The sequence below is a fragment of the Nitrobacter sp. NHB1 genome (assembly GCF_036964665.1).
In the GTDB taxonomy this organism is placed as follows: Bacteria; Pseudomonadota; Alphaproteobacteria; order Rhizobiales; family Xanthobacteraceae; genus Nitrobacter.
This window is the reverse complement of sequence record NZ_JBAMDA010000001.1, coordinates 2,328,395-2,354,322: the sequence shown is the minus strand read 5'-3', so window position 1 is coordinate 2,354,322 and position 25,928 is coordinate 2,328,395. Positions and strand designations below refer to the sequence as shown.

Here is a 25,928-nt window from a genome sequence, read left to right as displayed (position 1 = left end):
CAATATAATCGAGCCACCAAATTACCTCTAGGATTTGCGCGGGGTAACTGAGTGCTTGCTTTGTTCAATCGCCCGCTTACGGCACTTTTAAGACATGCCGATGAGCGATGACAGGTCGACCTGTGGAACCCGCGCTATCGGAAGCACCTGAACGTTCTCGTGCCTGTCGTCGTCGTGCTTGGCATCATGATCGGGCTCGTTGCCTACTCGCCGGAGCTGTATCGTGTGTTCTGCAGTGCAACCGGATACGGAGGAACGACGCAGCGGGTGTATTCGGATCCGACTGCTGTCTCCAGCAAGACCGTCACCGTTAGGTTCGATACTAATGTCGCACCGGATCTGCCGTGGCGGTTCGAGCCGGAACAGCGTTTCGTGACGGTTCATCTCGGGGAGCAGAAGATGGTTTTCTTCACGGCCGAGAATCTCGGCAATGAGCCGATCCTCAGAACCACCAGCGAAACCAGCAGGGAAACCACCGGAGTGTTTCGGAATCTGTGAGGTATGTGATCGCAACGGCAACCCAGCAGATGCCGACGCCCCATAACGAGACCAACAGCGAATTCGGAAGTCTGGTCATAAGCGCCCTTTCTCGGGCGCAACGGGGGAGGAAACAGCTCCTACCGACGCGAAAGCGCCCGGTAGGAGTCATCAGCCTTGCGGCGGGTATCGGGGAACTTCATCCCCATCGATCTCGTTCATGCTAGCCGGATCGGCGAACCGGTCAAGTCCGCTTGCGAAGCTGCGCGCCACCCCGTCGCAATAACGGCTATCCGCCTCCGGTCCGCTACACCCGGAAATGCTTCGACAGCTTGAGGCCCTGGGCCTGATAGTTGGAGCCGATGCGCTGGCCGTAGATCGCGTCGGGCCGCGCCAGCATCTTCTCATAAACAAGACGGCCGACGATCTGGCCATGCTCGAGAATGAACGGCACCTCGCGCGAGCGCACCTCCAGCACCGCGCGCGAACCCTGTCCGCCGGCGCCGGCATAACCGAAGCCGGGATCGAAGAAGCCGGCATAGTGCACCCGGAACTCGCCGACCAGTGGATCGAACGGCACCATTTCCGCGGCGTAATCGGGCGGCACCTGCACGGCTTCTTTTGATGCGAGGATGTAGAACTCGCCGGGATCGAGGATCAGGCTGCCGTCCGGCCGCGCCGCGATCGGCTCCCAGAACTCGCCGACCGCATAGCGGCCGCGGCGATCAATATCGATCACGCCGGTATGACGCTTGGCGCGATAGCCGACAAAGCCGTCGGCGTTCTCGCCCGAGAGATCGACGCTGAGCGCCACGCCGTTGGCGAAATCGGTGTCGTCGCTATCGACCAGCCGTTCCCGCGCATGCAGCGCGTCGAGTTCGTCGGCGTCGAGAATGGCGTCGCCGCTGCGGAAGCGGACCTGCGACAGCCGCGATCCCTCGCGCAGCAACACCGGAAACGTCTTCGGACTGATTTCCGCATAAAGCGGACCGTGATAGCCGGCGCCGATCATGTCGAAGCGCCGGGTGCCGTCGGCGATCACGCGCGTGAACACGTCGAGCCGCCCGGTCGAGCTTTTCGGATTGGCGGCGGCGACGATCTCGGGCGGCAGTGCCAGGCTCTCCAGCAGCGGCACGATGTAGACGCAGTTGGTCTCCAGCACCGCGCCGTCGGACAGATCGATTTCGTGCAGCTTCAACTCGTCGATGCGTTCAGCGACGGTTGCGCCCGGCCCGGGCAGAAAGCTGGCGCGCACCCGGTAGGCCATGGCGCCGAGCCGCAGATCGAGACTCGCCGGCTGGATCTGGCTCTCGACGAAGGGGTACTCGGGCAGGATCAGGCCGGCGTCCGCCATCGCCGCGATCATGCGGTCGGGCAGAATGCCATTGGCGTCGGGAGGAAGCGTGAATGGCACGGGACGTCCTTGCGGCTCTCGCCAATAGACCCTGAAAACAGACGCTTTACCGGTTATCCGATGGCTGAGGTCTGGTTCTAACATTCGCATCTCGTTTCAGCGAGTGTCTTTGAGAGTGTCAGTTCCCTCGCTTGACGGGAAGGCTATGCCGGATTAAGAGCATGACCCATCCCGTGGTGATTTGAGCCGGCCGGCTTGCAGCCACGTTAAACAAGTTGCTAAACAGGCCGGGGACAATGTGATCCCGGCTTGTGGAGTTTTCCCAGGCCGGTTTTTTTGTGACCGTTTTCCAAAGCGGTCGCGCAGGAGGTCACATGTCGCAGTCTTCGCCTACCGCCCAATATCGCACTGAAACCCGGCTGGTTCATTCCGGGACGATGCGCTCGCAGTTCGCCGAGACCTCGGAAGCGCTGTTCCTGACCCAGGGCTATGTCTACGACACCGCCGAACAGTGCGAGGCGCGGTTCAAGGGCGAGGATCCGGGTTTCATCTATTCGCGCTACTCCAACCCGACCGTCGCCATGTTTGAGCAGCGCATGGCCGAACTCGAAGGCGCGGAAGCCGCGCGCGCCACCGCGACAGGCATGGCGGCGGTGACGACCGCGATGCTCGCGCCGTTGAAGGCCGGCGATCACGTTGTCGCGGCCAAGGCCCTGTTCGGCTCCTGCCGCTACGTGGTCGAGGACCTGCTGCCGCGCTACGGCATCGAGTCCACGCTGGTCGATGGCCTCGATCTCGAGCAGTGGCGCAAGGCGATGCGGCCGAACACCAGGACCTGCTTCATCGAAAGCCCGACCAACCCGACGCTCGACGTGCTCGACATCGGCGGCATCGCCGAGATCGCGCATCAGGCCGGCGCGCGGCTGATCGTCGACAATGTGTTCGCGACGCCGATCTGGCAAAGCCCGTTGGCGCTTGGCGCCGACATCGTGGTGTATTCGGCGACCAAGCATATCGACGGTCAGGGACGAACGCTGGGCGGCGTCATCCTGTCGTCGAACGCCTTCGTTCAGGATCACCTGCAGACCTTTATACGCCAGACCGGGCCGTCGATCTCGCCGTTCAACGCCTGGGTTCTCCTGAAAGGGTTGGAGACGCTCGGCGTCCGCGTGCGCCAGCAGACCGAGAGCGCCGCCGCGATCGCGGATGCGCTGGCGTCGCACCCGAAAGTGTCCCGCCTCATCTATCCCGGCCGGCCGGACCATCCGCAGGCGGCGCTTGTGAAAAAGCAGATGCGCGCCGGCTCGACGCTGATCGGATTCGAGGTCAAGGGCGGCAAGGCGGGCGCCTTCCGCTGTCTCAACGCGCTCAAGCTCGCGCGCATCTCGAACAACCTCGGCGACGCCAAGAGCCTGGTGACCCACCCGGCCACCACCACCCACCAGCGGCTCGCGCCGGAGGTTCGCGCCGGCCTGGGCATCGGCGAAGGCTTCATCCGCTATTCGGCCGGCCTCGAACACAAGGACGACCTGATCGAGGATCTCGTCAGTGCGCTGGAGACGGTGTGAGAGCAGCGTGTCCCGGATGCTGCGCACTGCGGAGCGGCGTGAAGAGCGCCGCACCGCGTTCCGGGACACAACGACATCACAACGGCCGGAAGGCCGTCGCGGCCTGCGGCGGGCTGACGCCGGCCTGGACCTGGTCCACCGACTGGATGATGTCATCGCCGAGCAACTGGGCGAAACAGGCGTAACCCCAGTCGTTCATGTGCAGGCCGTCTTTGGTCACGAAGGTGTCGAACGGCAGCGACTGCCGGTCGTGCCAGTCGCGCATGACCTCGAAACGCGGGAAAATCCCGACGTGCCTGTAGTGCGCGACCCTGCTCAGCAGACTGACCATCCTGCCGGCCTTCTCGCCCCTGGCATTGACGGCGGGTGCGTATTGCGGATCGACCAGAACCAGATCGGCGCCGGAGGCCTGAATGGTCGCGACGCCGGCTTCGACGAGTTTCGCGGTGCTCGAGGGGTCGAGATTGCGCAGCACCGCGTTGGTGCCGACCTGCCAGATCACCATGTCCGGCTTCGCATCGATCACTTCCGATTGCAGCCGCTTCATCATTTCGGGCGCGTCCTCGCCGCCCTTGCCGCGATTGAGCATGGTGATGGCGGCCGCCGGATATTTGCGGTGCAACCGGGCCGCCAGCCGGTTCGGATAATTGAATTCGGGCGACGTGGCGCCGTAGCCTTGCGTCGATGACGAGCCAAAGGCGACGATGACGACCGGCTTGTGGGCGGCGAGCTTGGCCGCCATATGCGGCAGCGACCCCATCGACTGCGAGACGCCCTTCGGCGGCAGGCAGGGGACGCGGCTGAAGATGTCGCGGGCGCGCACCGCCGTCGTCACCCTGTCGGTCGCCTTTCCGGACAGGGTCTGCGTTGGCGTGCCGGAGCCAGCCGCCGCGACACCGGACGAAGACGGTGCGGACAGGCCCGCGCCGCCCATAGGTCGCGCCGTAGCGGTAGCCGGCACGGTTTGCGCGACCACGGTCGAGGTCGATGCGCTCATCACCATGATCGCCAGCACAGCCGGGCCGGCGGTTGTGGAGAAGCGGCTTCGGATCGTCATTAGCGCCGGGTCCCGAGTTCGGCAGGATTGATATGAGCGGTATCGATCACGAATGTGGACAAGGCGCGGCCGAGACAATTGTGAACGCGTTTGGCCAGATCGGCACCGCGCACCGGACTGAACAAATCGAATTCGCCGCTTTCATTCCAGTGGTTCATGATCGCAAACCGGTCGAACAGCGGAACGTCGTGCTGCTGCGCCACCACCCGCATGTTGTCGATATAGGAGGTCGGTGAAACCATGGTTTCCGTACGCGGGCTGTATTGCATATTCATCAGGACAACGTCAGTCCCGGCATTTTGCAATGCAGTTACGCCCTGGTCGATGGTATCGTGAAAGGTGTCGTCATCGACGGAGCGGATAGCATCGACGGTGCCGGTCTGCCACACCACCAGGGTCGGTTTTTTTGCCTGCGCGAGCTTGCCGAGGCCGGGCGCGATATCCCCCGCGGTCTTCCGGGGCGCCAGTTCCACCGACACGTTCACGGTGATGCCCGGCAATTTCTCGCGAAGTGCGGCCTGCAATCTCGCCGGATAGGCGTCGCCCTCCGCCCCGGCGATGGTTGAGGAACGGCTGCCCACAACCAGGATATCGAGCGGGCCGCCGGCCTTGACCGCCGAGGCGACCCGGGACAGCGGGCTCTCGCTGGTCAGCAGATAGGCCGGAACGTCGCAGCTCTTGGGCGGATCGTCGGCGCGCGCGAAAGCACTGGCCGTCAGACCGGCCAGCACCAGCAAGACCGACGTCCAGCCGGCCCTCATGCTCCTCCTCCCGCAAGATCCGCGTCGCCGTCGGCGGATTTGGTACGACTTCCGCCCTTGCCTGCAACCTTTTTGTACCACGAAAATACCCATGCGGCGCCGGACATGATGAGAATTCCGCAAAGACTGATGACGAAATGAAGCCCGGCGCCGCCGGACGCCTCGGCCAGAATGAACTGTCCGGCAAAGGCCAGGAAGACGCCGATGCAGAAAATCTCCAGCGAATGCTGGCCGCACAGGACCAGCGGCCGCAGCCACGGCGAGGTCAGCCCCGGCCAGTCCCTGGGCACGAAGCGGACGGTCAGCGCGGCCAGCGCCAGGAAATGGGCGATGCGCAGCACGTCGAGATTGGTCTTGTCGATCGGATACATCCACTGCTCGACGATGCCCGGCATCAAATGGTGGAGCTGCGGCACATGCCAGGTCAGCGTCGTGTAGAAGGCGAACAGCAGATAGGCGGCGCAAATCCACAGCGTGACCGGCGACGACAGGATGCGCGACATGCGCTTCGCGCCTCCGAGCGCGCACCACGCGCCGAACACGAACATCAGTTGCCAGGCGAACGGATTGAAGAACCAGACCCCGTTGGGATAGGCTGGCAGCGCCAGATCGAACCACCAGGTGAGGGCATAAAGACCCGCCGACAGCGCCAGCCCAAGATCGGCCCTGCGCTGCATCAGTGCCAGCATCGGCGAAAAAAACAGCATCAGTGCGATGTAGAGCGGCAGCACGTCCATGTTGACGGGCCGGAATTTCAGCAGCAGCGCCTGCACGATCGTGATATCGGGATGCTTGAGGAAATCGAGAATGCCCATTTCCTCGGTGTAAAGCGGATTCTCGAAGCTGCTCGCGACGTAGGAAATTTCCGCGAGAAAGATCGTGAACAGAAAGATATGCGCCACGTAGATCTGCCAGACGCGCTTGAGAATGCGCGCGGCGGCGACGACGAATCCGCGCTCCCGCATCACGCGGCCGTAGACGAGGGCGGCCGTATAGCCCGAGATGAAGATGAAAATCTCGGTGGCGTCGCTGAAGCCGTAATTGCGGATGGTGACCCAGGTCAGAAGGTGCTGCGGCAGATGGTCGATGAAGATCAGCCACAGCGCCAGCCCGCGGAACAGGTCGAGCCGTAGCTCGCGTTCGAGGGGTGCGGCCGGAACCGAACCGTCCGGCGCATTGCGCGTGACGCCATCTGCCGCCGCCCCGGCGCGGGCTCCGACAACCTGATTGGCAACGGACATCGTGAGCACCGCTTCGAAATGCCTGCAATCGCCTCCCGGCGATCGAGAATGATTTACGAGGAACGGCTTCGGGCTAACGGTGACAAAAGGCAATATTGCGGTGGGTGTTATAGTCCGGAAACCATGCGGACGCGCCATCACAAGCAGGTGGGGCTGGTTCCCGCGCCTGTTTTCGTTATGATCCCCGATACCGAGAGCTATCCGGCTTTTTTTGGGATCAAAGCCGGGCTCAAGCCTTTATGTTTTGACGCGTTTTCTTTATGCGAACCGGTACCCAGCCTCGGGTCAGGCCCGAGGATATGCTTCGCTCGAAAACGCTATAGAGAGTCTCCGATGTATCGTGCCGTTACCCGCCAGATCGAAGTCACCGTCGAGCCGAACTTCATGCCGGAGCGGTCGTCCGCCGAGCGAGGCCATTTTTTCTGGTCCTACACCGTGGTCATCACCAACGCCGGGCCGGATACCGTCCAGTTGCGCACCCGGCACTGGATCATCACCGATGCCTCGGGACGCAAGCAGGAAGTCCGCGGCGAGGGCGTGGTCGGCGAACAGCCGGTGCTCGCGCCCGGCGAGCGCTTCGAATACACCAGCGGCGTTCCTCTGCCGACCGCCACCGGGTTCATGAGCGGCTGCTACCAGATGATCTCGATCCGAAGCGGCGAGCCGTTCGAAATCGATGTTCCCACCTTCTCGCTCGACAGCCCCGACAGCAAGCGCGTGCTGAACTGAAGTAGCGGCGCTGCGACGCGACGCCGACGCAGGGGTCGCGCCGCACTATTCCACGCCGGCTTCCTGCGGCGTGAATTCGTACACCGAACTGCAGAACTCGCAGGTCACGGCGACCTTGCCGTCCTTCACCATCCCGGAGCGGTCCTGCGGCGCGAAGCTCTTCAGCATCGCCTCCACCGCGTCGCGCGAGCATGAACATTGCGCGTGCAGCGCCTGCGGTGGAAACACCCTGACGCCACGCTCATGGAACAGCCGGTACAGCAGGCGTTCTCCGGACAAATCGGGGTCGATCAGTTCGATGTCCTCGACGGTGCCGATCAGCGACTGGCCCTCGACCCAGGCATCGTCCTCCGCCGCCGTATGCACGGCGCTGCCGTCCGGAGCGTCGCCGGGATCGAGATCGGCCTGACGCGCGCGCTCCGGCGCCTTGGGCAGGAATTGCAGCAACATGCCGCCGCCGCGCCAGCCGCGCTTCGGTCCATCGCCGTCCCTGCGCCACTCCTCGCCGACCGCGAGCCGGACCCGCGTCGGAATCTGTTCCGAGCGCAGGAAATATTCATGCGCCGCATCTTCGAGGCTGCCGCCCTCCAGCGCCACCAGGCCCTGATAGCGGCTCATGTCCGGGCCCTGATCGATGGTCATGGCGAGATGGCCGCGGCCGAGCAGCGCGCCCGAATCCGGCGCATCGCCGAGTCGTGTCTGGTCGAAACGGGCATAGGCCCGCAGCCTTGCCGGCGCCCGAAAGTCGACGATCAGGAACGACACCGGTCCGTCGGTCTGGGTTTGCAGGATGAAGCGGCCGTCGAACTTGAGCGAGGAGCCGAGCAGCGTTGTCAGCACCACCGCCTCGCCGAGCAGCTTGGCGACCGGCGCGGGATAGTCATGCCGGACCAAAAGTTCGTCGAGCGCCGGCCCGAGCCGGGTCAGCCGGCCGCGCAGATCGAGCGCGCTCACCTCGAACGGAATCACGGCGTCATCGACCGGAACAGACGAAGGCGCGCGCACGGGGGTTTCAAGCGAAATGGCGGGGTCGGACATTTGTGAGGTCATGCCGCTCTATCTGGGGTCGGCGGGCCGGGATCGAAACCCCTCAAAGCCGGGTTTGGCACGCCTTTGCCCGCGTCCTGCGTTCGTCAGGACACTCTCGGCCGGAGTATATCGTTGCGCAAAGCCGGTGGCGCGGGGCATGGATCCGGCGCGTGCGGCCGACAATCTCCGGTGACAGCCCGCGTGGCGTCCGTTATCGGGGTAGGCGATGGATCTCGCAACGACAAATGACGCGGCCGGAGCCGGCGACGGCTTCGATACCGCCAGGATCACCGGCGACATCGATGCGCTGGCCGAGAAGCACGCCGGGCACGAGGACGTCTTCCGCGCCGCGGTGTCCCGGTTTTTGAAGGCCGAGCTTGCGAAGGTGCGCGATGCGGCGCAGGCGAAGCTTTTGCGCGACCGCCACGGGCGGCGCTGCGCCGAACGGCTTTGTTTCGTCCAGGACGAAATCATCCGCCTGTCGTTTTCGGCCGCGACCCGTCATCTCTATCATTCCCCGATCCCCTCCGACGGCGAGCGCATGGCCGTGGTGGCGACCGGCGGCTACGGCCGCGGTCTGATGGCGCCGGAATCCGATATCGATCTGCTGTTCATTCTGCCGTACAAGCAGACCGCGTGGGGCGAACAGGTCGCCGAGGCTATCCTGTATTGCCTGTGGGACATGGGGCTGACCGTCGGCCACGCGACGCGCTCGGTCGACGAATCGATCCGGCAGGCGCGCCGCGACATGACCGTCCGCACCGGGATTCTGGAAACCCGGTTCCTCGCCGGCGACCGCGCGCTTTACGACGAACTGGTTACCCGGTTCGACACGGAGGTGGTGCAGGGAACGGCAGCAGAATTCGTCGCCGCCAAGCTTGCCGAGCGCGAGGAACGCCATCGCCGCGCCGGCCAGTCGCGCTATCTGGTCGAGCCCAACGTCAAGGACGGCAAGGGGGGATTGCGCGACCTGCACACGCTGTTCTGGATCGCGAAGTATGTCTACCGGGTCCATGAAAGCCGCGAGTTGCTGGAGTGCGGGGTGTTCGATGCCCGCGAGTACCGGACCTTCCGCCGCTGCGCCGATTTCCTGTGGTCGGTCCGCTGCAACCTGCACTTCGCGACAGGGAGGGCCGAGGAACGGCTGTCGTTCGACTTGCAGCGCGAGATCGCGGTGCGGCTTGGATATACGTCTCATCCCGGGATGCAGGATGTCGAGCGCTTCATGAAGCACTACTTCCTGACCGCCAAGGATGTCGGCGACCTCACAGCGATTCTTTGCGCCAAGCTCGAAGACCAGCAGGCCAAGCCGGCACCGGTTCTCAGCCGCATGATGTCGAGACGACGGCCCGGCACGGAGCTGCGGCGGGTTCCAGACGGCGACGACTTCATGATCGACAACAACCGCATCAATCTCGCCGCGCCCGACGTCTTCAAGCGCGATCCCGTCAACCTGATCCGCATGTTCCGTCTCGCGCAGAAGAACAACCTGGCCTTCCATCCGGACGCCTTGCGGACCGTGACGCGGTCGCGGCGGCTGATTAACGCGCAGCTTCGCGAAAATCCGGAAGCCAACCGGCTGTTCATGGAAATCCTGACGTCGAACGACGCGGAAACAGTGCTGCGCCGGATGAACGAGACCGGGGTGCTCGGTCATTTCATCCGCGCCTTCGGCAAGATCGTTTCGATGATGCAGTTCAACATGTACCATCACTACACGGTGGACGAGCATCTGATCCGCTGCATCGGCATCCTTCAGGACATCGAGCGTGGCGGCAACGACGAACTCGCTCTCGCCAGCGAGCTGATGCGCAAGATCCGCCCCGAACACCGGCCCGTCATTTACATCACGACCCTGCTTCACGACATCGCAAAGGGCCGGCCCGAGGATCATTCGATCGCGGGCGCCAGGGTGGCGCGCAGGTTGTGCCCGCGCCTCGGCTTCAACCCATCCGACACCGAACTGATCGCATGGCTGATCGAACAGCATCTGACGATGTCCAAAGTGGCTCAGTCGCGCGACCTCTCCGACCGCAAGACCATCGAGAATTTCGCGGCCGTGGTGCAGTCGGTCGAGCAGATGAAGCTCTTGGCGATCCTGACCGCCGCCGACATCCGTGGCGTCGGCCCCGGCGTCTGGAACGGCTGGAAGGCGCAACTGCTGCGCACACTTTATTATGAGACGGAACCGGTGCTGACGGGCGGCTTCTCCGAGGTCAATCGCGTCCAGCGCATCGCGGAGGCCCAGGCCGAGTTCCGCGCTGCCTTCCCCGAATGGCCCGAACGGGAATTCAATGCCTATGTTGCGCGGCATTATCCGGCCTACTGGCTCAAGGTCGATCTCGCGCACAAGATCAGGCATGCGCGTTTCCTGCGCGCCAGCGAGCAGAGCGGCCGGAAGCTCAACATCAACGTCGGCTTCGACGAGGCGCGCGGCGTCACCGAGCTGACGATCCTTGCCGCCGACCATCCCTGGCTGCTGTCGATCATCGCCGGAGCGTGCGCGTCGGCCGGTGCCAACATCGTCGATGCGCAGATCTATACGACCACCGACGGGCAGGCGCTCGACACCATCGCGATCTCCCGCGAATACGACCGCGACGAGGACGAGGCTCGGCGCGCCGCCCGCATCGGCGAGATCATCCGGCAGGTGCTGGAGGGCCGTCTGCGCCTGCCCGACGTGGTGGCGCGCCGCGCCGCCGGAAAGACCAGGCTGCGGCCGTTCGTGGTCGAACCCAAGGTCACTGTCAACAATCAGTGGTCGGACCGCCATACCATGATCGAGGTTTCGGGACTGGACCGTCCCGGCCTGCTGTTCCAGCTCACCGCGGCGATCTCGAAGCTCAACCTCAACATCGCGTCCGCCCACGTGGCGACATTCGGCGAGCGTGCGCGCGACGTGTTCTACGTCACCGACCTGCTCGGCGCCCGGATCACCGCCCCGACGCGGCAGGCCGCGATTAAGCGCGCGCTGGTCCATCTGCTCGCCAACGGCGGTGCGGCGGAACAATCTGTCGTCTGAAGCCCCGCGCCATGCAGCACCGCTAGGACGCATCGACATTCACCGTAGCCAGATCATGGCTGTGGCGAGGTGAACGAAGCCGGTGAAGTGAACGGTGCGTCTGTCGTAGCGGGTGGCGAAGCGGCGAAAATGCTTGAGACGGTTGAAGCAGCGCTCGATCCGGTTGCGGTGTTTGTAGAGGCCGGCGTCATGCGGGATGACGACTTTGCGTGTCTAGAGCCTTTTCGCTTCTGATGGAATCAGAAGCGGGCTCTATGATTTTGATTTGACGCGTTTTCTTCACGCGAACCGGTATCCACTTCGCTCGAAAACGCTCTAAAGCTCGCCTCGGCCAGCCATGGTCAAGCCAAGGTCATTGCGCAAGGCGAGCGACCGCTTGAACAATGCCCCCAGCATCCGCGATACGCCCCCAGGGCGGTCGGTGTTGAAGCTTCCGGCGTTGAACCATTCCGTTCATCGCTTGTTGACAGAATGCCCCGCCGAGTTTTGCTCCCGGAAAGTGAATCACTGATGTCATTCAAGGTTCAGGTAGGCCCGGCGCAGATCGCCATTCATCAGGGGCAGACAGTGCTGGTGACCGAGCCGGATGGACAGATAAACTGGCCCAGCAAGCGCGGATTGTATTTCCGCGACACCAGGGTCATCAGTGCTTGGGGAATCTATGCCAACGGCGAGTGCTGGGAACTGTTGAACGGCGGCGGCGCTGCGCCGCACGTGGCACGTATTTTCCTTACCAATCGCGGCTTAGTGACAAAAGACGGGTCGATCGCGGCGCGGACGCTTGGTCTTGTGATCGGCCGCCATATCGATGGCGGCCTGCACGAAGATCTCGACATCACCAACAACAGTCAGAAGCCGGTTCGTTTCAACCTCGAGATCGCAATCCGGGCTGATTTCGCCGACGTCTTCGAGGTGAAGGGCGACAATATCGTACGCCGCGGCCGCATCGTCACCTCCTGGTCGGCGAAGCGAGGGATCCTTCGCATCACCTACCGCAACAAGGACTTTTGCCGCGAAGTCATGGTCCGCACTGGCGAGGGAGAAGGCGAGCCGGCGGTGAATACCAACGGGCGCCTGAGCTTCGATGTCATTCTGAAAGCCGGGCAAGCCTGGCATCGCTGCCTGATCTACGACTTGGTGGACGGCACGAAACACATCCGGGCGCCGCGGAAATGCAGCCATTCCGGCACGACATCGGACCATGCCGGAAACATGGACAAATGGCGGCGGACGGTTCTGAAAATCGACACCAGCAACGAGGAATTCTACCGTTGTTTCAGTCAAGGCGTGCAGGACATGGCCGCCTTGCGCTTACCACTAAAAGACACGGATCACATGGTGTTCGTTCCCGCTGCCGGGTTGCCATGGTTCGTGGCGCTGTTCGGCCGCGACACCCTTATAGTCTCGCTGCAGGCGATGATCGTCTATCCGGAATTCGCCGCCGGGACGCTAGAGATTCTGGCGCAATATCAAGCGACGCAGTGCGACGACTACCGCGACGCCGAGCCGGGCAAAATCCTGCACGAGCTTCGTTATGGCGAACTCGCGCATTTCAAGTTGATCCCGCACACGCCGTACTACGGCACGGCGGACGCAACGCCCCTCTATCTGATCGCGCTGCATGGAGCGTGGCGAGCCACCGGCGACCGCGCGCTGATCGAGCGGCACCTGCCAAATGCCGAAGCCTGCCTGACCTGGATCGACAAATACGGTGATCGCGACGGCGATGGTTTTCAAGAATATCAGACACGCTCGCCAGCCGGCTACGAGAACATGGCTTGGAAGGATTCCGGCGACGCGGTGATGTATCCCGACGGCACGCTGGTGCGCGGGCCGAAGGCCCTGTGTGAGTTGCAGGGCTACGTCTACGATGCGTGGCTGCGCATGGCCGAGATCTACGACGAACTGGAGAACAAGCGGCGTGCCGACGCGCTACGCAAGAAGGCGGCAGTGCTGTTCAGGAAATTCAACGAGGTATTTTGGGACGAGCAATCTCAATTCTACGCCTACGCACTGGACGGCAACAAGAAAAAGGTGATGTCAGTGGCATCGAATATCGGGCAGTGCCTGTGGTCTGGCATCATCGCGCCCGAACGAGCCGGCATCGTGGTGAAGCGGCTGATGCGAAAGGATATGTGGAGCGGTTGGGGTATCCGGACGCTGTCGTCGGATCATAGCTCGTTCAACCCTTACAATTATCAGACCGGCGCGGTATGGCCGCATGACAACTCCCTGATCGCATTGGGTATGCGGCGCTATGGTTTTGCCGCCGAGGCCGCCGCGGTTGCGCGCGACATCAGCGTCGCTGCGAGCCATTTCCTGCTGAACCAATTGCCTGAGCTATATGCCGGGCTGCAGCGCGACCCCACGAGCTTCCCCGTGCAGTATCTCGGCGCCAACGTGCCGCAGGCTTGGGCGGCGGGAGCCCCCTTCATGCTGCTGCAGGCCATGCTGGGCCTGCAACAGGATGCGCCACGCGGCAAGCTGTACGCCGACCCTGCCTTGCCTGATTGGTTGCCGGACGTGACGCTCACCGATCTGCGGCTGGGCCGGCGCCGCTTCAACATCCGTTTCTGGCGGGACGGCAAGAACACGGTCTTCAAGGTATTGAAGGGCAATCCAAAAGCGGTAGAGCGCTCCAGTACATGTGGATGCTGGGCCAGGCCCAACGAAACACCGGGGAAAAGCCGGGGCGCCGCGTAGCGGTCCGTCGGCGCTCGATGAACGGCCCGCCGGTTCATGCGTGGAAATCCCATCGAACCATTAGTCGGCCTCAGCCGGCGTAACCTTCTGCTGCCGATACGCCTCCGGCCCTTCGCCAATCCGGCCCGCGGATAGCTCGTCGGCATAACGGTCGGACAGACATCGCGACGCGAAGTACTGACGCAAGTGGAAGCAAGTAGAACTTCACGCGTGTTTTTTGCCTCGGCCCGAAACTTAATTCAGCCAAACGTGTTTGGTATGCTGAGGACTGCAAATCGGGTCTCGTTTAACCATGGAGGCTTCTGATGTGCGATTACAGCTTGCAACACATTGCGTCCCATCCCGCCGGCGCCGGCCAGCGACTGGTGACGACCCGGTTCCCCACATCGATGACGCGCGGTTTCACCGAAGTCGGTGATCCCGCCGTCGTGATTTGCCTGCTTCCGGGCACGGAAATTGCGTTTGAGCGCGAGGTCAAGGTCGTGCCGAACTTTCCCTTGATGCCGAAGCGCCGGATCGGCGAGCGGGTGGCGCGTTTCCGCCAGGTCGCGCTCGACAAGCCGACGACGCATCATGACGCGCTCGAGTTCGCCAACGGCGAGATCGTGCTGCTCACCCGTCTGGTCGAAGGCCAGATCGCCGTCGTGCTGCAACTTCCGCACGGCGCGGTGCGTGCGACGGCGGCCGAGCCGGGCACCGCGCGGTCGCAAGGCGCGCCGGCTGCCGCGCGGTTCGAGAGGGATGCTGTTTAGCCGTGACGCTGGTAAAATTGTGAGGTGACAGCCGGGCGGCGACGATTGTGATCCATCCGATAACCGCCGCACCGGCAGAGCACCGGCAATCGCGTCTGTGGCGGAGAAAAGCATTCGGTGGCTACGGACGCGTCGCCAGCACTGCGGATGAAGTCGGCGTGTCGCGTTCTCGGGGCGGCTAAAATTAGGAACGTCGCGCTGCCCCGAGCATTGTCGGGGGCTCTGGCTCGTGTTGAATTGTCTTGCACGACGTACTTGGCTTCACCTGGCCTGGGAACGTCTCACCTGGGAACGTCTCAAATATTCGCGCGCCAAGTCTGGCAAATGATCTTCCATATCGGACACCATCGAAAGTTCTTCTTTCAAGATGCGCTCGCAAACTGCTTTCGTTTGCGCGTCGCCGATGGCTTCGGCGAGGCTGCAACCTCCATGTGCTCAAACGCGTAGCTCGCCATCACGCCCTTCACGATTTCATCGTCGGCAAACATGCCGCTCATGGCTTGGCCGAAAGCGATGATCTTACCGGCCAGATCCTTCAAGGTTGAAGTGTCGCCGCCTCGGCGTAGAATGCATCCTTCCAGCGCCTCAGCCTGCCTCCGCGTCTCGAGCAGATGCTGTTCGAGCCGTGCCTTCACATCGGGGTAGTCACCGGTCCAGCTTACCAGATTATTCAACATAGTCACGTCGTGTTCTTCCATTGCGTGGGCGTCGCGAAGCCACGCCATGAGGTTTTCTTCAGCTTGATTCATAATCAGCACCTCGCTGACAGGGGGCGGCCCGCCGAGGGGAACTCGGCAGGCCATGGGGATGATTGGAGGGAAAAGGTGGCCCGCAGCACTCCAATGCTTGGCGCGCCATAAACATTCCGCTTGGCGCTGCCCGGTCCTCGAAGAGGCCGTCAATCAGCGCGGCGCAGCCGCTTCATCGTGAATTCGATTTTTGCTGCGGTTGCAGCGGCCTTAAATCGGGGACAGAGATGGCCTCGCCAGCCGGTGCGCTAGAAACCACGACGCGCGCCGATGGGATGGCAGACGCCGGTCATCTTTGGCCCGTTGTCGTTTGCGATCGTGCTCACTGTTATGGCGGCGGTTATTATCGCCTGGTCGGCTTCGACATCCCGGAAAAAGACGATCTGGCTCATTGCGATTCCGAGCGGCAGTTCCCGGCGCGTGCGACCGCGGCTGATCGAATTGCTGGCACCAGGCGCTACAATTTCGGCCGCGCCCTTTTGTATCTTGATTTGTATCTTGATCCGGCAGATCGGCCGTTACTCACTGAGAAGGATCTGATCTGTGTCCGATGCTTTCGCTGATCTGAGCGAGGAAGTGCGCCCTTTACTTTGGCGGCTGCAACCTCAGTGAACTTACCCATTCCTCAAGTTTTGCGGCGTCATCGCTCTGCCAGATTGCTTTCAGCATTATGTGTCGCTCGGGTCCGTATGGAAGAGAGCTGATCTTTTCGCGGATGTCAGCTGCAAGTTCAGAAAGACCTTGGAGTGGGAGATCGATCTGCTGCACGGCACTGCTCCTTTCGCTTCGAGGAAGGCAGAAGCGCAACCGGCGTCCTCGATCACCGATGGATACTCAGGGGCTGGCCCGCTGATGGGCAGAGTTTGCGGTCCCAATCTTCGGGACGCCAGTGAATTATTAATGACATGGGGCGGAACGAATCGGCGGCCCGATTCTGCACACTTTATTCCTGCTCGTGCGACCGCCAAAATGTTCAGCAATTTTCGCGCGGTCGCATCCGCATTCGCGGCGCGCCATGTTCGCAATTTGAACATTGGTGAAATGAAGAAGAAATATTTTGTGACTGCCGCGCGTGAGCAAATCCTCCAACCACCGCTGGGACCGATCGGGGAGCCAATCGTTCTTTTTCGCCCGTCGCTAGAACAACCCACGCCAGCTTGGCGCTATTGGCACCCTAAAATCCTTTGGCGCTGATCCAGAATCGCCTGAGCAAATAGCCCCTGCGTGTCCGCTCAGTCTCCTCCGGCGGTCCGCATCGGGTTCCAGGGTTTCGGAGGCCCACGACGCTGACTAAAGATAGCGCCATCGCTGTCGCGGCAATGATCGGCGACAACAGCAATCCGGACGTCGGATAGAAGCCCAGGACAATGCTGACTTCGGCCGCGGCGAGGGCAGGGGCGTCATTCACAGCCGCGCCGGTCGGCTTGACTCTTCGTCCGTTAATCTTGCTCGGTGTTGCGGACGTACGGCGATTTTTGGCTCCCTAATCGGTCCTTTGGCTGGAGCCACCATACGAGACCACCGAACACGACGACCAAAGATATGACAGCCGCCAACAACAGCGGTGACTGGTCGAGCCAACCCAGGCCGGGTACCACCAGGAAGAGGATTCCGCCGACGACACAGATTTTCCAGACCCGCGCCTGCATGCCCGCGACGAACGTGCCGAAGGCGAGAAGGATTATAATCGCGAGCGACCTCGCGTTAGCGTTCATTACACCCTGTACGCCGCCGTTGTGGATCAGGTAAATGGCGAACAGGAGGCCGCACCATATCGAGGCAAGTCTATAAACCAGCCCCAGGCGTTCCCTCCGGGTCAAAAAATGGCTCCAACCCTCGACGATCGATATGACGCCGAAGACCGGTGTTATCATGACCCAGTAACCTATCGGCAACCGGAAGATGACGCCCACGAGCGCCAGCAACAGCATGGCAATGAAGAGTAGATCGTAAAGGAACCATTGCAGCGCGATGGATCGTTTGGATACCGGGAGGTCCCCGCCCGCATTGGAATAGCTTCCGTCATGGAGCTTCTGCTCTACTGGGGCTGCGCGGCCTTCCCGAGTGCTTGTATCGTCCCGATGCTCGCGATCAATGGTATCCATGACTGAACCCGTCGACAAAAACGATTACCGAAAATTGTACTATGAGGATCACGCTGGATCCGACGGCAGCAAAACCATGAGTATATGATCTTGCAAGTTCCATCGTAACAACTCATCCGCGACTTGGCAGGCCACCAGGAGACATGATGAAGACTGCGCACATGAAGGAGTCTGGCTCAAACCAGACGTTTCCCATATTAAGGTAATACCAATACCCGCGACTAAGTTCCCGCCAATTTAAGCTCGCATACCTCTGGCGATATCTTCCTTCGACGCATCGTCGAAATCCTGCCTCAGCAACAAACGCCAAGCAGTCGACATCTCCCGGCAGATCCAAGAGGACATTTCCGTCTACCCGGTAACGATTACGACAATGAATGCCGGCGTGGGGATCGCGACCGCGACAGCAATGTATTTTTGCGGGCTCTAAAGGCTCTCGGGCACTTTCTCGAAGGCGAATAGCGATAACGGCCTTCGGTCCGTCCGGAGATTCCGTCATGTATCCCGACGGAACGCCGACACCTGGAACATGCGCTCTGTGAATTGCAAGGATACGTCCACGACGCGTGGCTGCGTATGGCCGAGATCTACGACAAATTGGACAACAATCGACATGCCAACGCCATGCGCGAGAAAGCTGTCGCGTTGGTCGAGCGGTTCAAACCTAAACGGCCGGCATGATGATGAACGCGCCCAGCGCCAGCAGTATGAAGCCGATGGCGGCATCGGTGAATGTCAGAGAGATTGTGTCAGAGGGCGCATACTCGGTCGTTGTCGGCTTAATTTCGCTCTGCGGCCGCGGGGCAGCTTGTCTCGTCGTATTCGATTGATTTGGGACCATGCTTTGGCCCGTCGTCGTCGACGGCTGGTTCTGCTGCGCAGGGGAACTCGCCGCCTGGCCGGTGGTCCGGTTGGGGGCTTGGCCCGTTGCGTTCTGCTGGTTCGGCTGCGGCTGGCCGGTCGGGGCCTGTCCAGTTCCGGCTTGTCCCTGGCCCGTCGTCGGCGGCGGCTGGTTCTGCTGCGCAGGGGAGTTCGCCGCATGACCGGTGGTCTGGTCGGGAGCTTGGCCCGTTGCGTTCTGCAGGCTCGGCTGCGGCTGGCCGGTCCGGACCTGTTCAGCGCCGGCTTGTCCCTGGCCGATCGTTGAGGTTGGAGCGCCTGTTTGCGAGGACTGCGATTGGCCGATGCTCTGGTTCGCCTGCTGGCTTAGCCGACCGGACACGCCAAGCGATGAAACCGTGCGGGCGTCGATGCTACCGGTCACCTGAATGCCCTGCTGTCGCTGGAAGGCGCTGATGGCATTGCGAGTCTTTGGACCCAGGATACCGTCGGCTCTACCATGCAGAAGACCGCGCTCGATCAATACGCGTTGCACGACGCGAATGTCGCCCGGGGAGAGATCGACCGCGACGCTGCCGCCGCTGAAACGTGTCCGCGGTCCGGCCGGAACTACATCGACGATATGTCGATCACGGTCGACGAACACGACTTCATCCTCCACAACGAAGAAGCTGTCGTCGCGGTAGGCAGGGAAGGCATCAATCAGGGCCGGATAGGTCGAGACAGATGCGACCTCCACGTCGGACGGCACCGCTACGCCGGTGTGAACCTGGAAGTTGATGGAGTTCACGTTGACGCGCGGGGCATTGTCTGCGTGAAGCACCGACTGCTGGAGCGTTGTCTGCTGCTGCGCCGTCAAGTGAGTGCGGGTCTGGGTCTGGTCGGCGACCGTGGTCTGGCCCGGCGCAGGCGCCCGGCCGGCTTCCCGAGGTTCCGCCTTGTGGTCCTGCCTCATCCCTTCACCGTGCGAAGCGCCGGTTGCGCTCTGCGATATTCCGCCTCCCGCTTGGCCGACGGATGTTCCCTTTTCGCTGGCCGCGCCGCCGCCGCTCAAACCTTGCGCGGACGCAAGGCTCACGCTTGCGAGCACCGATACCGCCGTAACCAAGAGCCTGCGGTTCATTCGGCTCGTCATCTATTCCTCCTGAGGTGCTCCCTCTCGATCAAAAAACAATGACGATGGCCTGACAAAGTACTTCGAGATGCGAGAATGCGTCTGGAAAAACCGCGCGACCGTGCGATCGTTCCGTCAGATCGTCATTGTTGCCTTGTGCTGGGTAATATTCCGGCTGTGGTACGGAGGATTTCAGCGGCAGGATGGACCCCTTGAAATGGACTCCGATTTTGAAAAAGAGGAGCGGCTTTGCGCAGTCGATAAATCTTATGGGTAGTGAACCGCGGCCAGTTAATTGTCTTTCTCGGGTCCGTCCAAGTCTCTGGAACGATACCGCTGTGCGTCGGTTAGGCAATCGGGGGTGCGTCATGTGCACCTGTCCGTGTTCTCGTGTGGAACGTTTGCGACGCCAGTTGCGTTTTCACCTGATTAGGAGGACTGCATGGCCTTCGAAGCGAAAGAAACCATCAACTTGATCGCTAGCGATAAAGTCGAGGGGACGGCTGTTTATGATGCCGAGGACAAGAAGATCGGTACAATCGCGCGCCTCATGATTGAAAAGACCAGCGGGCAAGTTGTCTACGCCGTAGTGGGTTTCGGCGGATTTCTTGGCATCGGGGACGACCATTACCCGCTGCCTTGGCACTCCCTGACATACGATACCGGGCTTGGCGGCTACCTGACCAGCGTAACCACGGATCAGCTGAAAGGAGCCCCGAAGTATGATACCGAAAGCAATTGGAGCTGGTCGGATCCAGCCCGCAGCAAGGCCGTCGATGACTACTACCCTTTTGTAAGTCCGGAGCAGAAGAATCTGTCCGGTTTCAAACGCGCAAGTGAACAGCGAACTTGAATGCTGCGCCGATTTTGTGAAGGGGTGCGGTTCGTGCCTGGGCTTGCGCGGCTACGTATCGCGGAGCCGCGTAGAACCCACGCCGGAGCAGCCGTGGCCCGCGGCCATGGCTGTTTTTCGATCGTGGCGTAATAGCGCTCCTCGGCTTCGGCCAGCGAGATGTTGCCAACGCGCTCTAGCAGCCGGCGATTGTTGAACTTATCAACCCAGGTTAACGTCGCGACCTCAACGGCTTTCGAAGGTCCCACGGACAGCTGAGGCCGGCCTTGAGCTTGGCGTCGCGTACCTCAGCTGCGGTTCAAGCATCACAGTACAGTCTTTGCTTTTGGATGGCGCAATTTGCCTTTTTGAGGGGCTGTTTGAGCGGCAACAGTGATCGGACACCCCCGGCGCTTTCCAATATTCTGAAAATCGAAACGATGGTCGTTGGAAAGCAGCGTAACGTTAGCGACGGACCTGCCAACTAGCTTTGCAAGTCCGCGAATATCTTCAAGTAGGTCTGCATCTAAACCGAAAAAGGTCCATGTCATTTTCAAGAAGATGCTCTGCAACCGGGTGCAATATAAGCATCAAGGAACTTCACCGACCGGACGGCGTTCATTCGCCGCGGAGCGTATTTCATCGCGACGAGCCTTATAGCACTGTTTCCCGCGGCCGGTCGGCGGCCTGTCGATTTCAGGAATTCGATCTCCGGGCATGGCCACGAACAACCCATCAAAAAAGGTGATCTATGCGGCATTGGCGGGAAACCTGTTAGTTGCCGTGACCAAATTCATCGCTGCGCTCATCACTGGAAGTTCGTCGATGATCAGCGAGGGCGTCCATTCGTTGGTGGATACGGGTAATGAGGCGCTGCTTCTTTATGGATATTCACGTGCCAGCCTCCGGCCCGATGCGCACCATCCGCTGGGTTATGGGCGCGAACTGTATTTTTGGAGTTTCATTGTTGCACTCTTGCTGTTTGCGCTTGGCGCCGGCGTCTCGTTTTACGAGGGTATCCTGCATGTTGCCGCGCCCACCCGGATCGAAAATGTGTCGGTCAATTACATTGTCCTGGCTTGTTCGTTTCTGTTCGAGGGGGTGTCGTGGTGGATCGCGCTGAAATCTTTTCGCGCTTCCAAGGGATCGAAGCCTTACCTAGAAGCCATTACGATGAGCAAGGATCCGCCCTCGTTCATGGTCCTTCTCGAAGACACCGCCGCCCTGATCGGCATCGTGATCGCGGCAGCCGGGATTTGGGCGGCCGATCATTTTGGGATACCTGCAATTGACGGCGCCGCATCGATTCTTATTGGCACAGTTCTGGCGGTCATAGCCGCCCTTCTTGCAAGGGAGAGCAAGGGTCTGTTGATTGGCGAGCGCGCCAGCGAAGCGATCAACAGTTCGGTCCTTTCGCTCGCTGAAAGTCAGCCAGGGGTTGAAGGCGCTAATGGCGTGATTACCGTCCATCTATCGCCAGATCAGATTGTGGCGACCCTTAGTCTGGAATTTGCGGACGCTCTCCACACACCACAGATCGAAGAATGCGTCACGGAGCTCGAGCGACGGATCCGCGAAAAGCATCCTCAGATCGTCTCGCTCTTCGTGAAACCCCAGACCAGACGCATGTTCGAAGCTCGCCAGAAGCAGCGCCAGATGTCGGGGTTTTAGGATAATGTCCTTCATGAAGGCCAATGTGACGGAGATCATCAGGCTGGTGCAAGAGCCCGCCGAAGTTCAAAATTGCCCCCACTACGGCGGCCTCCCGGTGACGGCAGGTGCATAACAGACCCCAGAAACGCGCTTAAGGACGACGCGTTCCTAAGGTCGAGCGTTTGCCGGCTTAATGCCTAGTACTTGAACTGTGGCATTGCCTTGAGCTGGTCCTTCGTGGCGTTGACCGTGCCACGGTCAGGATACCACTGCTTCGAATTCGAACTCGTTGAACCGGTTGTCGTGGTTCCGGCCTTGTTGGCGAACTTGATCTGATCCAGCTTCATCATAACGTTATGTTCGCCCATGCCGAGAAAGCCGCCGACGCTGACAATGACGCCGTCAACTTTGCCAGAGCCGTCGATGATCACATCATTCACTTCGCCGATCTTGTCATTCTGCTCATTGTATATATTCACGCCCACTAGCTTGGAAGCTCTCCACTGACCGGCGGCCGAGACAGGCGCCGCAGCAGCTGACGGGGTCGGTGCAAGGTTTTGGGCCATCGCCATGGGCGAGGCGAGGGCGCACGCCAGAAGCACTGCCGGGATCAATCGCATTGTAGTCTCCTTCGTTGATGGTCACCTTCCAACGAGCGCGCGGGGCGATCGTTCCGTGTCGGAACCGAGAAGCCGAATCGTGCGTCGAGCGGCATCGAGCGCATCGACGCCGATGAGACGCGTGGCGTTGTCTACAGGGATAATACGTTCTGGCTTCCCCTATAGGTTACGCGACGAGATTCCTGCCAATACGCCGCCGTAGAGAGCCGCATCCACGGACTAGACCCTTCGCCAGAAGGACCCGCAAACCCTGGGGAACTTTCTTCCGATCGTGTGCGTTCATTGGCCGCGGCAAACCTTGGAGGCCTGCGGAGGAAACCACCCGTGTTGAAACAAGTGAATGCGCGTGTGGCCGAACCTAATGGCAGCCGCTTTTCCAAGCTGTTCGGAGAAATCGCAAACCGCACGTCGCAGGCCGCCGGTCGTGGTCTGACGTTCACCATCGCGGTCGGCGTCGTGATCGTCTGGGGTATCAGCGGTCCCGTCTTTCACTACTCCGATACGTGGCAACTCATCATCAATACGGGCACCACTATCGTGACCTTCCTGATGGTATTCCTCATCCAAAACTCTCAGAACCGTGACAGCGCCGCTATTCAAGTCAAGCTCGACGAACTGATCAGGGTCAGCACGGCCCAAAATTCCTTTGTAGGAATTGAGCATCTCACCGACGAAGAAATCGAAGAGATTCGCGTCAAGTGTGAGCGGCGAGCCGAAGCGGGAAAAGGCAGGCAAAGCCGGGGTTGAGGCGACCGATAGGAGGGCTCGTCGGGCGGCCGATCGGACCAGCGATTGAGGTGTTTTCGGCATATGGTGCCTGAGGAACAGGCTCGGCAACGCTACGACCCGGCATCCACCGATGCCGATCTCGGAACCAGTGAAAACTCAACCGTTGGAAGGCGATGACGAACGAGGTCGAACGGAAACTCAAAACCGCACTCGGTTAAAGTCCCGGCTTTTGATCGCCGGCGCGAGCCTCCTTGCTGTTTACCCTAGGACTTGGGCTGCGGCGTTCGTCTCGTTCGAGCGATTGTTCTGACGCGCCATCGGCCATCGCGAGCCACGTCGGCGAAACGCATGTACGCCCATGTCGGAAGTTATTATCGCCGGAAGTCCAGCCCATTTGCGTAAGCAGCTAACCTCAACGGGCCATCAGCCTATCAGTGGCCGAAGAACAGCCACAACAGAATGATTACCGGAATAGGCACTCCAAGCAGCCAGAGCAAAAGTCCTCGTCCCATCGTCGCCTCCATTAAAACCTCAAGTGAGTTGAACGCAGAAGGGAATATCCAGTTCCTCCGACTTCAGATGTCGATTTGCCCTAATCAACGACAACCCGCCCGATGTATTGGGCGGATTGGTCTGGCGGAAAGCTTGATCGCTCTTAGTTGCAGTCGCGATCGACGATGACCGATCGACGATGACCTTGCGATAGGTTTCCTATTTAGTCGGGCCATGGACGAGTGCCGTACCAGTCGCACGGGATGTCGGCGCTTTGAAGCAAGGAACAACAGAAAATCAGATTCAAGTTCTACGACGGGCGCATCGAGCAGCTCCGTGAAACCGAGGTCGCAGAATAAGTGTTTTTCGCTTTTGAGAAGATTGACCCTTCTCCTAAAAGTTTGTTTGGAAAAATCATGGATGGATTGTTCTGCGTAGCGAATTGCCGGTAGCAGCTCTCGCCGCTGACGCGGCCAGCGATGCTGGTTGCAGACCGTCCTTTGACTTTCGGAACACTTTTCTTGCGGGCGCGTTGGATGCTCCGGGACAACTCACACCCAGGAGGACGCCATGGCCGAGCGGGAAACAGGAAATCTTATCGGCAGCGACAAGGTGGAAGGCACGGCCGTCTATGGCGCTGATCGCCAGAAGATCGGCAGCATCGAGCGCGTGATGATAGACAAGATGTCAGGCAAGGTGGCCTACGCCGTCTTAGGCTATGGAGGCTTCCTCGGTATCGGTGACGATCACTATCCCACGCCCTGGGCCAGTCTGAAATACGATAAAGACTTGAGCGGTTACATTACAAACGTAACAAGGGATCAACTCGACGAGGCGCCCCACTACCAAAACGACGCTGAGTGGGCATGGAGTCGCGAGAACGACAAGCGAGTCTATGACCATTACCAAGCTTCGCCGTTCTGGTGAGGCAGAGTTCTTCGAGAAAGACCCGGCGCGCGCGTCGGGCCTTTTGATATACAGGAGTTCCCTCGCTTGCCGGCGATTATCGCGAACCGCTTCCAACCTGAAATTTTGCCATGAGCAGGACCAAAACGTTCCAGCAGGTCGAACCGGCGTAGGTGGCTTGGGCGCACTCTTCTCGAACGCAATCTGGAGAGTTGAGTTCGTCCGCAACCGATATTTAACCGAGCCGCTCAAGTCCCGTCCACCTTACGGAGGAAAAAGTTCATGGCCGCGAAGAAGGCGAAGAAGGCGAAGAAGGCGGCAAAGAAGAAGGCAAAGAAGCGCCGTTATTCGAAGAGTTCGGGTCGCACGGTAGAAAAGGAAATGCGCCGTTACAAAAAAGGCACGGCAAAAAGCGGGCGCGGCGGCAAGGGCGGCAAGGTCAAAAGCAGAAAACAGGCCATCGCGATCGGCCTCTCCAAGGCGCGCAAGAAGGGCGAAAAGGTTCCGAAGAAGAAATCTCGCTGATGATGTGTGATCATTGCAAGAAGACTCCCGCCGGCAGTTGCCATTTATCCGGGAAGGCGCGGCGGTCATCTCGACGGGCACAGAGCGCCGACTCTGCGAAGAATCCTTTTACAGAAGTTTCAACCGCATGAATGCTGGTGGTCAAATGAACGAGAAAAACAACATCGATCGTGTCTGGGACATCGTTGAAAAGGTAGGCGTTTGCATGCTGACGACGCAATTCGCCGATGGGTTGCGTGCGCGACCGCTGGAAGCAAGGCCTGATCGCGGCGCTGGCCTGATCTTCTTCGTAACCGACATTCACAGCCCGAAGGAGGATGAGATTGAGACCAAACCCGATGTAGGCCTCGTCTTTATCGATTCGGACGAAAAAGCCTACCTGTCGATCACCGGCCGCGCCTGCATCGTCCACGATGCGGATAAGACAAAGGCGGCATGGCGAAAGACCGATGAGGTATGGTGGCCAGGAGGGCCGAGCGATCCCAATGTATGCTTGTTGCGGATTGAGCCTTTTACCGCGGAATTGTGGGATGGACCGGCTAGTGCTGTGGCTACCATTTTCGAGTTCGCCAAGGCGAGGTTGACCGGAGACGAGCCGAACCTCGGCGAGAACCGCAAGGTGACGGTCAAGATGTAGGGGTGCTGTTGTCCGGCGGTTTCGATCGGCTCG

General features: G+C 60.7%; 21 protein-coding genes, 5 pseudogenes and 2 riboswitches. Of the genes and pseudogenes, 14 read left to right on the top strand and 12 right to left on the bottom strand.

Annotation, left to right across the window (positions count from 1 at the left end):
• Nucleotides 1-159 precede the first annotated feature (159 nt).
• Nucleotides 160-498, top strand: coding sequence for a cytochrome c oxidase assembly protein (locus V4R08_RS10930; protein ID WP_335579375.1), 339 nt, complete (start codon nt 160-162; stop codon nt 496-498).
• A 134-nt stretch (nt 499-632) separates the two neighbouring features.
• Nucleotides 633-693: riboswitch (Fluoride riboswitch) on the bottom strand.
• A gap of 91 nt (nt 694-784) precedes the next feature.
• Here V4R08_RS10930 and V4R08_RS10925 read toward each other — a convergent pair.
• On the bottom strand, nt 785-1,891 hold the full coding sequence (locus V4R08_RS10925; RefSeq protein WP_335579374.1) for a 2'-deoxycytidine 5'-triphosphate deaminase: 1,107 nt from the start codon (nt 1,889-1,891) through the stop codon (nt 785-787).
• A 163-nt stretch (nt 1,892-2,054) separates the two neighbouring features.
• Nucleotides 2,055-2,134: riboswitch (SAM riboswitch) on the top strand.
• Between the two features lie 71 nt (nt 2,135-2,205).
• Between V4R08_RS10925 and V4R08_RS10920 the strand changes: the two genes are divergently transcribed.
• A complete protein-coding gene (locus tag V4R08_RS10920; RefSeq protein WP_335579373.1) occupies nt 2,206-3,399 on the top strand; it encodes an O-succinylhomoserine sulfhydrylase in 1,194 nt (397 codons plus the stop codon).
• 76 nt (nt 3,400-3,475) lie between these two features.
• On the opposite strand, the gene V4R08_RS10915 is transcribed toward V4R08_RS10920, so the two are convergent.
• The 3 genes from V4R08_RS10915 to V4R08_RS10905 are packed head-to-tail and all read right to left on the bottom strand — an operon-like array spanning nt 3,476 to nt 6,458.
• Nucleotides 3,476-4,456, bottom strand: coding sequence for an SGNH/GDSL hydrolase family protein (locus V4R08_RS10915; protein WP_335579372.1), 981 nt, complete (start codon nt 4,454-4,456; stop codon nt 3,476-3,478).
• Nucleotides 4,456-5,217, bottom strand: coding sequence for a GDSL-type esterase/lipase family protein (locus V4R08_RS10910; RefSeq protein ID WP_335579371.1), 762 nt, complete (start codon nt 5,215-5,217; stop codon nt 4,456-4,458). Before V4R08_RS10910 ends, V4R08_RS10915 begins: the two co-directional genes overlap by 1 nt.
• Complete coding sequence (locus V4R08_RS10905; protein ID WP_335579370.1) at nt 5,214-6,458, bottom strand: OpgC family protein; 1,245 nt, start codon at nt 6,456-6,458, stop codon at nt 5,214-5,216. Before V4R08_RS10905 ends, V4R08_RS10910 begins: the two co-directional genes overlap by 4 nt.
• A 333-nt stretch (nt 6,459-6,791) precedes the next feature.
• On the opposite strand from V4R08_RS10905, the gene apaG reads away from it, so the two are divergent.
• A complete protein-coding gene (apaG, locus tag V4R08_RS10900) occupies nt 6,792-7,187 on the top strand; it encodes a Co2+/Mg2+ efflux facilitator ApaG/CorD (RefSeq protein WP_335579369.1) in 396 nt (131 codons plus the stop codon).
• A gap of 45 nt (nt 7,188-7,232) precedes the next feature.
• Here the strand turns inward: apaG and V4R08_RS10895 are convergent, their stop codons facing one another.
• A complete protein-coding gene (locus tag V4R08_RS10895; RefSeq protein ID WP_335579368.1) occupies nt 7,233-8,237 on the bottom strand; it encodes an Hsp33 family molecular chaperone in 1,005 nt (334 codons plus the stop codon).
• Between the two features lie 205 nt (nt 8,238-8,442).
• Between V4R08_RS10895 and V4R08_RS10890 the strand changes: the two genes are divergently transcribed.
• Nucleotides 8,443-11,238: a [protein-PII] uridylyltransferase gene (locus V4R08_RS10890; protein WP_335579367.1), complete on the top strand. Its 2,796-nt coding sequence runs from the start codon at nt 8,443-8,445 to the stop codon at nt 11,236-11,238.
• Between the two features lie 39 nt (nt 11,239-11,277).
• On the opposite strand, the pseudogene V4R08_RS10885 reads toward V4R08_RS10890, so the two are convergent.
• A pseudogene (locus tag V4R08_RS10885) lies at nt 11,278-11,427 on the bottom strand (IS5/IS1182 family transposase); the annotation flags it as partial.
• Between the two features lie 321 nt (nt 11,428-11,748).
• Here V4R08_RS10885 and V4R08_RS10880 point away from each other — a divergent pair.
• Together V4R08_RS10880 and V4R08_RS10875 are read left to right on the top strand one after the other, a co-directional pair.
• A complete protein-coding gene (locus V4R08_RS10880; protein ID WP_335579366.1) occupies nt 11,749-13,941 on the top strand; it encodes an amylo-alpha-1,6-glucosidase in 2,193 nt (730 codons plus the stop codon).
• Nucleotides 13,942-14,246: 305 nt separating this feature from the next.
• Nucleotides 14,247-14,693, top strand: coding sequence for a hypothetical protein (locus tag V4R08_RS10875; RefSeq protein WP_335579365.1), 447 nt, complete (start codon nt 14,247-14,249; stop codon nt 14,691-14,693).
• A gap of 261 nt (nt 14,694-14,954) precedes the next feature.
• On the opposite strand, the pseudogene V4R08_RS10870 reads toward V4R08_RS10875, so the two are convergent.
• Nucleotides 14,955-15,442 (bottom strand): annotated as a pseudogene (locus tag V4R08_RS10870) (ferritin-like domain-containing protein).
• A 227-nt stretch (nt 15,443-15,669) separates the two neighbouring features.
• On the opposite strand from V4R08_RS10870, the gene V4R08_RS10865 reads away from it, so the two are divergent.
• A complete protein-coding gene (locus V4R08_RS10865) occupies nt 15,670-16,005 on the top strand; it encodes a hypothetical protein (RefSeq protein WP_335579364.1) in 336 nt (111 codons plus the stop codon).
• 178 nt (nt 16,006-16,183) lie between these two features.
• Nucleotides 16,184-16,636 carry a hypothetical protein gene (locus V4R08_RS10860; RefSeq protein ID WP_335579363.1) on the top strand — a complete coding sequence of 151 codons (453 nt, stop codon included), beginning with the start codon at nt 16,184-16,186 and terminating at the stop codon, nt 16,634-16,636.
• Nucleotides 16,637-16,718: 82 nt separating this feature from the next.
• Here the strand turns inward: V4R08_RS10860 and V4R08_RS18215 are convergent.
• From V4R08_RS18215 to V4R08_RS10845, 3 genes and pseudogenes are all read right to left on the bottom strand, one after another.
• A pseudogene (locus V4R08_RS18215) lies at nt 16,719-16,904 on the bottom strand (hypothetical protein); the annotation flags it as partial.
• The gene (locus tag V4R08_RS10855) at nt 16,882-17,547 is read right to left on the bottom strand and encodes a hypothetical protein (protein WP_335579362.1); all 666 of its coding nucleotides are present in this window, start codon (nt 17,545-17,547) and stop codon (nt 16,882-16,884) included. The gene V4R08_RS10855 and the pseudogene V4R08_RS18215, both read right to left, overlap by 23 nt.
• Nucleotides 17,548-18,211: 664 nt before the next feature.
• On the bottom strand, nt 18,212-19,522 hold the full coding sequence (locus V4R08_RS10845) for a peptidoglycan-binding domain-containing protein (RefSeq protein ID WP_335579361.1): 1,311 nt from the start codon (nt 19,520-19,522) through the stop codon (nt 18,212-18,214).
• A gap of 421 nt (nt 19,523-19,943) precedes the next feature.
• On the opposite strand from V4R08_RS10845, the gene V4R08_RS10840 reads away from it, so the two are divergent.
• Nucleotides 19,944-20,354 (top strand): PRC-barrel domain-containing protein, encoded by a 411-nt coding sequence (locus V4R08_RS10840; protein ID WP_335579360.1) that lies wholly within the window; start codon nt 19,944-19,946, stop codon nt 20,352-20,354.
• 305 nt (nt 20,355-20,659) lie between these two features.
• On the opposite strand, the gene V4R08_RS10835 is transcribed toward V4R08_RS10840, so the two are convergent.
• Nucleotides 20,660-20,890, bottom strand: a complete 231-nt coding sequence (locus tag V4R08_RS10835; protein WP_335579359.1) for a hypothetical protein — start codon at nt 20,888-20,890, stop codon at nt 20,660-20,662.
• 160 nt (nt 20,891-21,050) lie between these two features.
• Between V4R08_RS10835 and V4R08_RS10830 the strand changes: the two genes are divergently transcribed.
• On the top strand, nt 21,051-22,004 hold the full coding sequence (locus V4R08_RS10830; RefSeq protein WP_335579358.1) for a cation diffusion facilitator family transporter: 954 nt from the start codon (nt 21,051-21,053) through the stop codon (nt 22,002-22,004).
• Nucleotides 22,005-22,183: 179 nt separating this feature from the next.
• Here the strand turns inward: V4R08_RS10830 and V4R08_RS10825 are convergent, their stop codons facing one another.
• Nucleotides 22,184-22,606 (bottom strand): PRC-barrel domain-containing protein, encoded by a 423-nt coding sequence (locus V4R08_RS10825; protein WP_335579357.1) that lies wholly within the window; start codon nt 22,604-22,606, stop codon nt 22,184-22,186.
• 336 nt (nt 22,607-22,942) lie between these two features.
• On the opposite strand from V4R08_RS10825, the pseudogene V4R08_RS10820 reads away from it, so the two are divergent.
• The 4 genes and pseudogenes from V4R08_RS10820 (at nt 22,943) to V4R08_RS10805 (ending at nt 25,895) form a co-directional block, all read left to right on the top strand.
• Nucleotides 22,943-23,402: pseudogene (locus tag V4R08_RS10820) on the top strand (low affinity iron permease family protein).
• Between the two features lie 995 nt (nt 23,403-24,397).
• Nucleotides 24,398-24,754: a PRC-barrel domain-containing protein gene (locus V4R08_RS10815; RefSeq protein ID WP_335579356.1), complete on the top strand. Its 357-nt coding sequence runs from the start codon at nt 24,398-24,400 to the stop codon at nt 24,752-24,754.
• 261 nt (nt 24,755-25,015) lie between these two features.
• A pseudogene (locus V4R08_RS10810) lies at nt 25,016-25,255 on the top strand (DUF6496 domain-containing protein); the annotation flags it as partial.
• Nucleotides 25,256-25,271: 16 nt separating this feature from the next.
• On the top strand, nt 25,272-25,895 hold the full coding sequence (locus tag V4R08_RS10805) for a pyridoxamine 5'-phosphate oxidase family protein (RefSeq protein WP_335579355.1): 624 nt from the start codon (nt 25,272-25,274) through the stop codon (nt 25,893-25,895).
• The last annotated feature ends 33 nt before the right edge of the window (nt 25,896-25,928 follow it).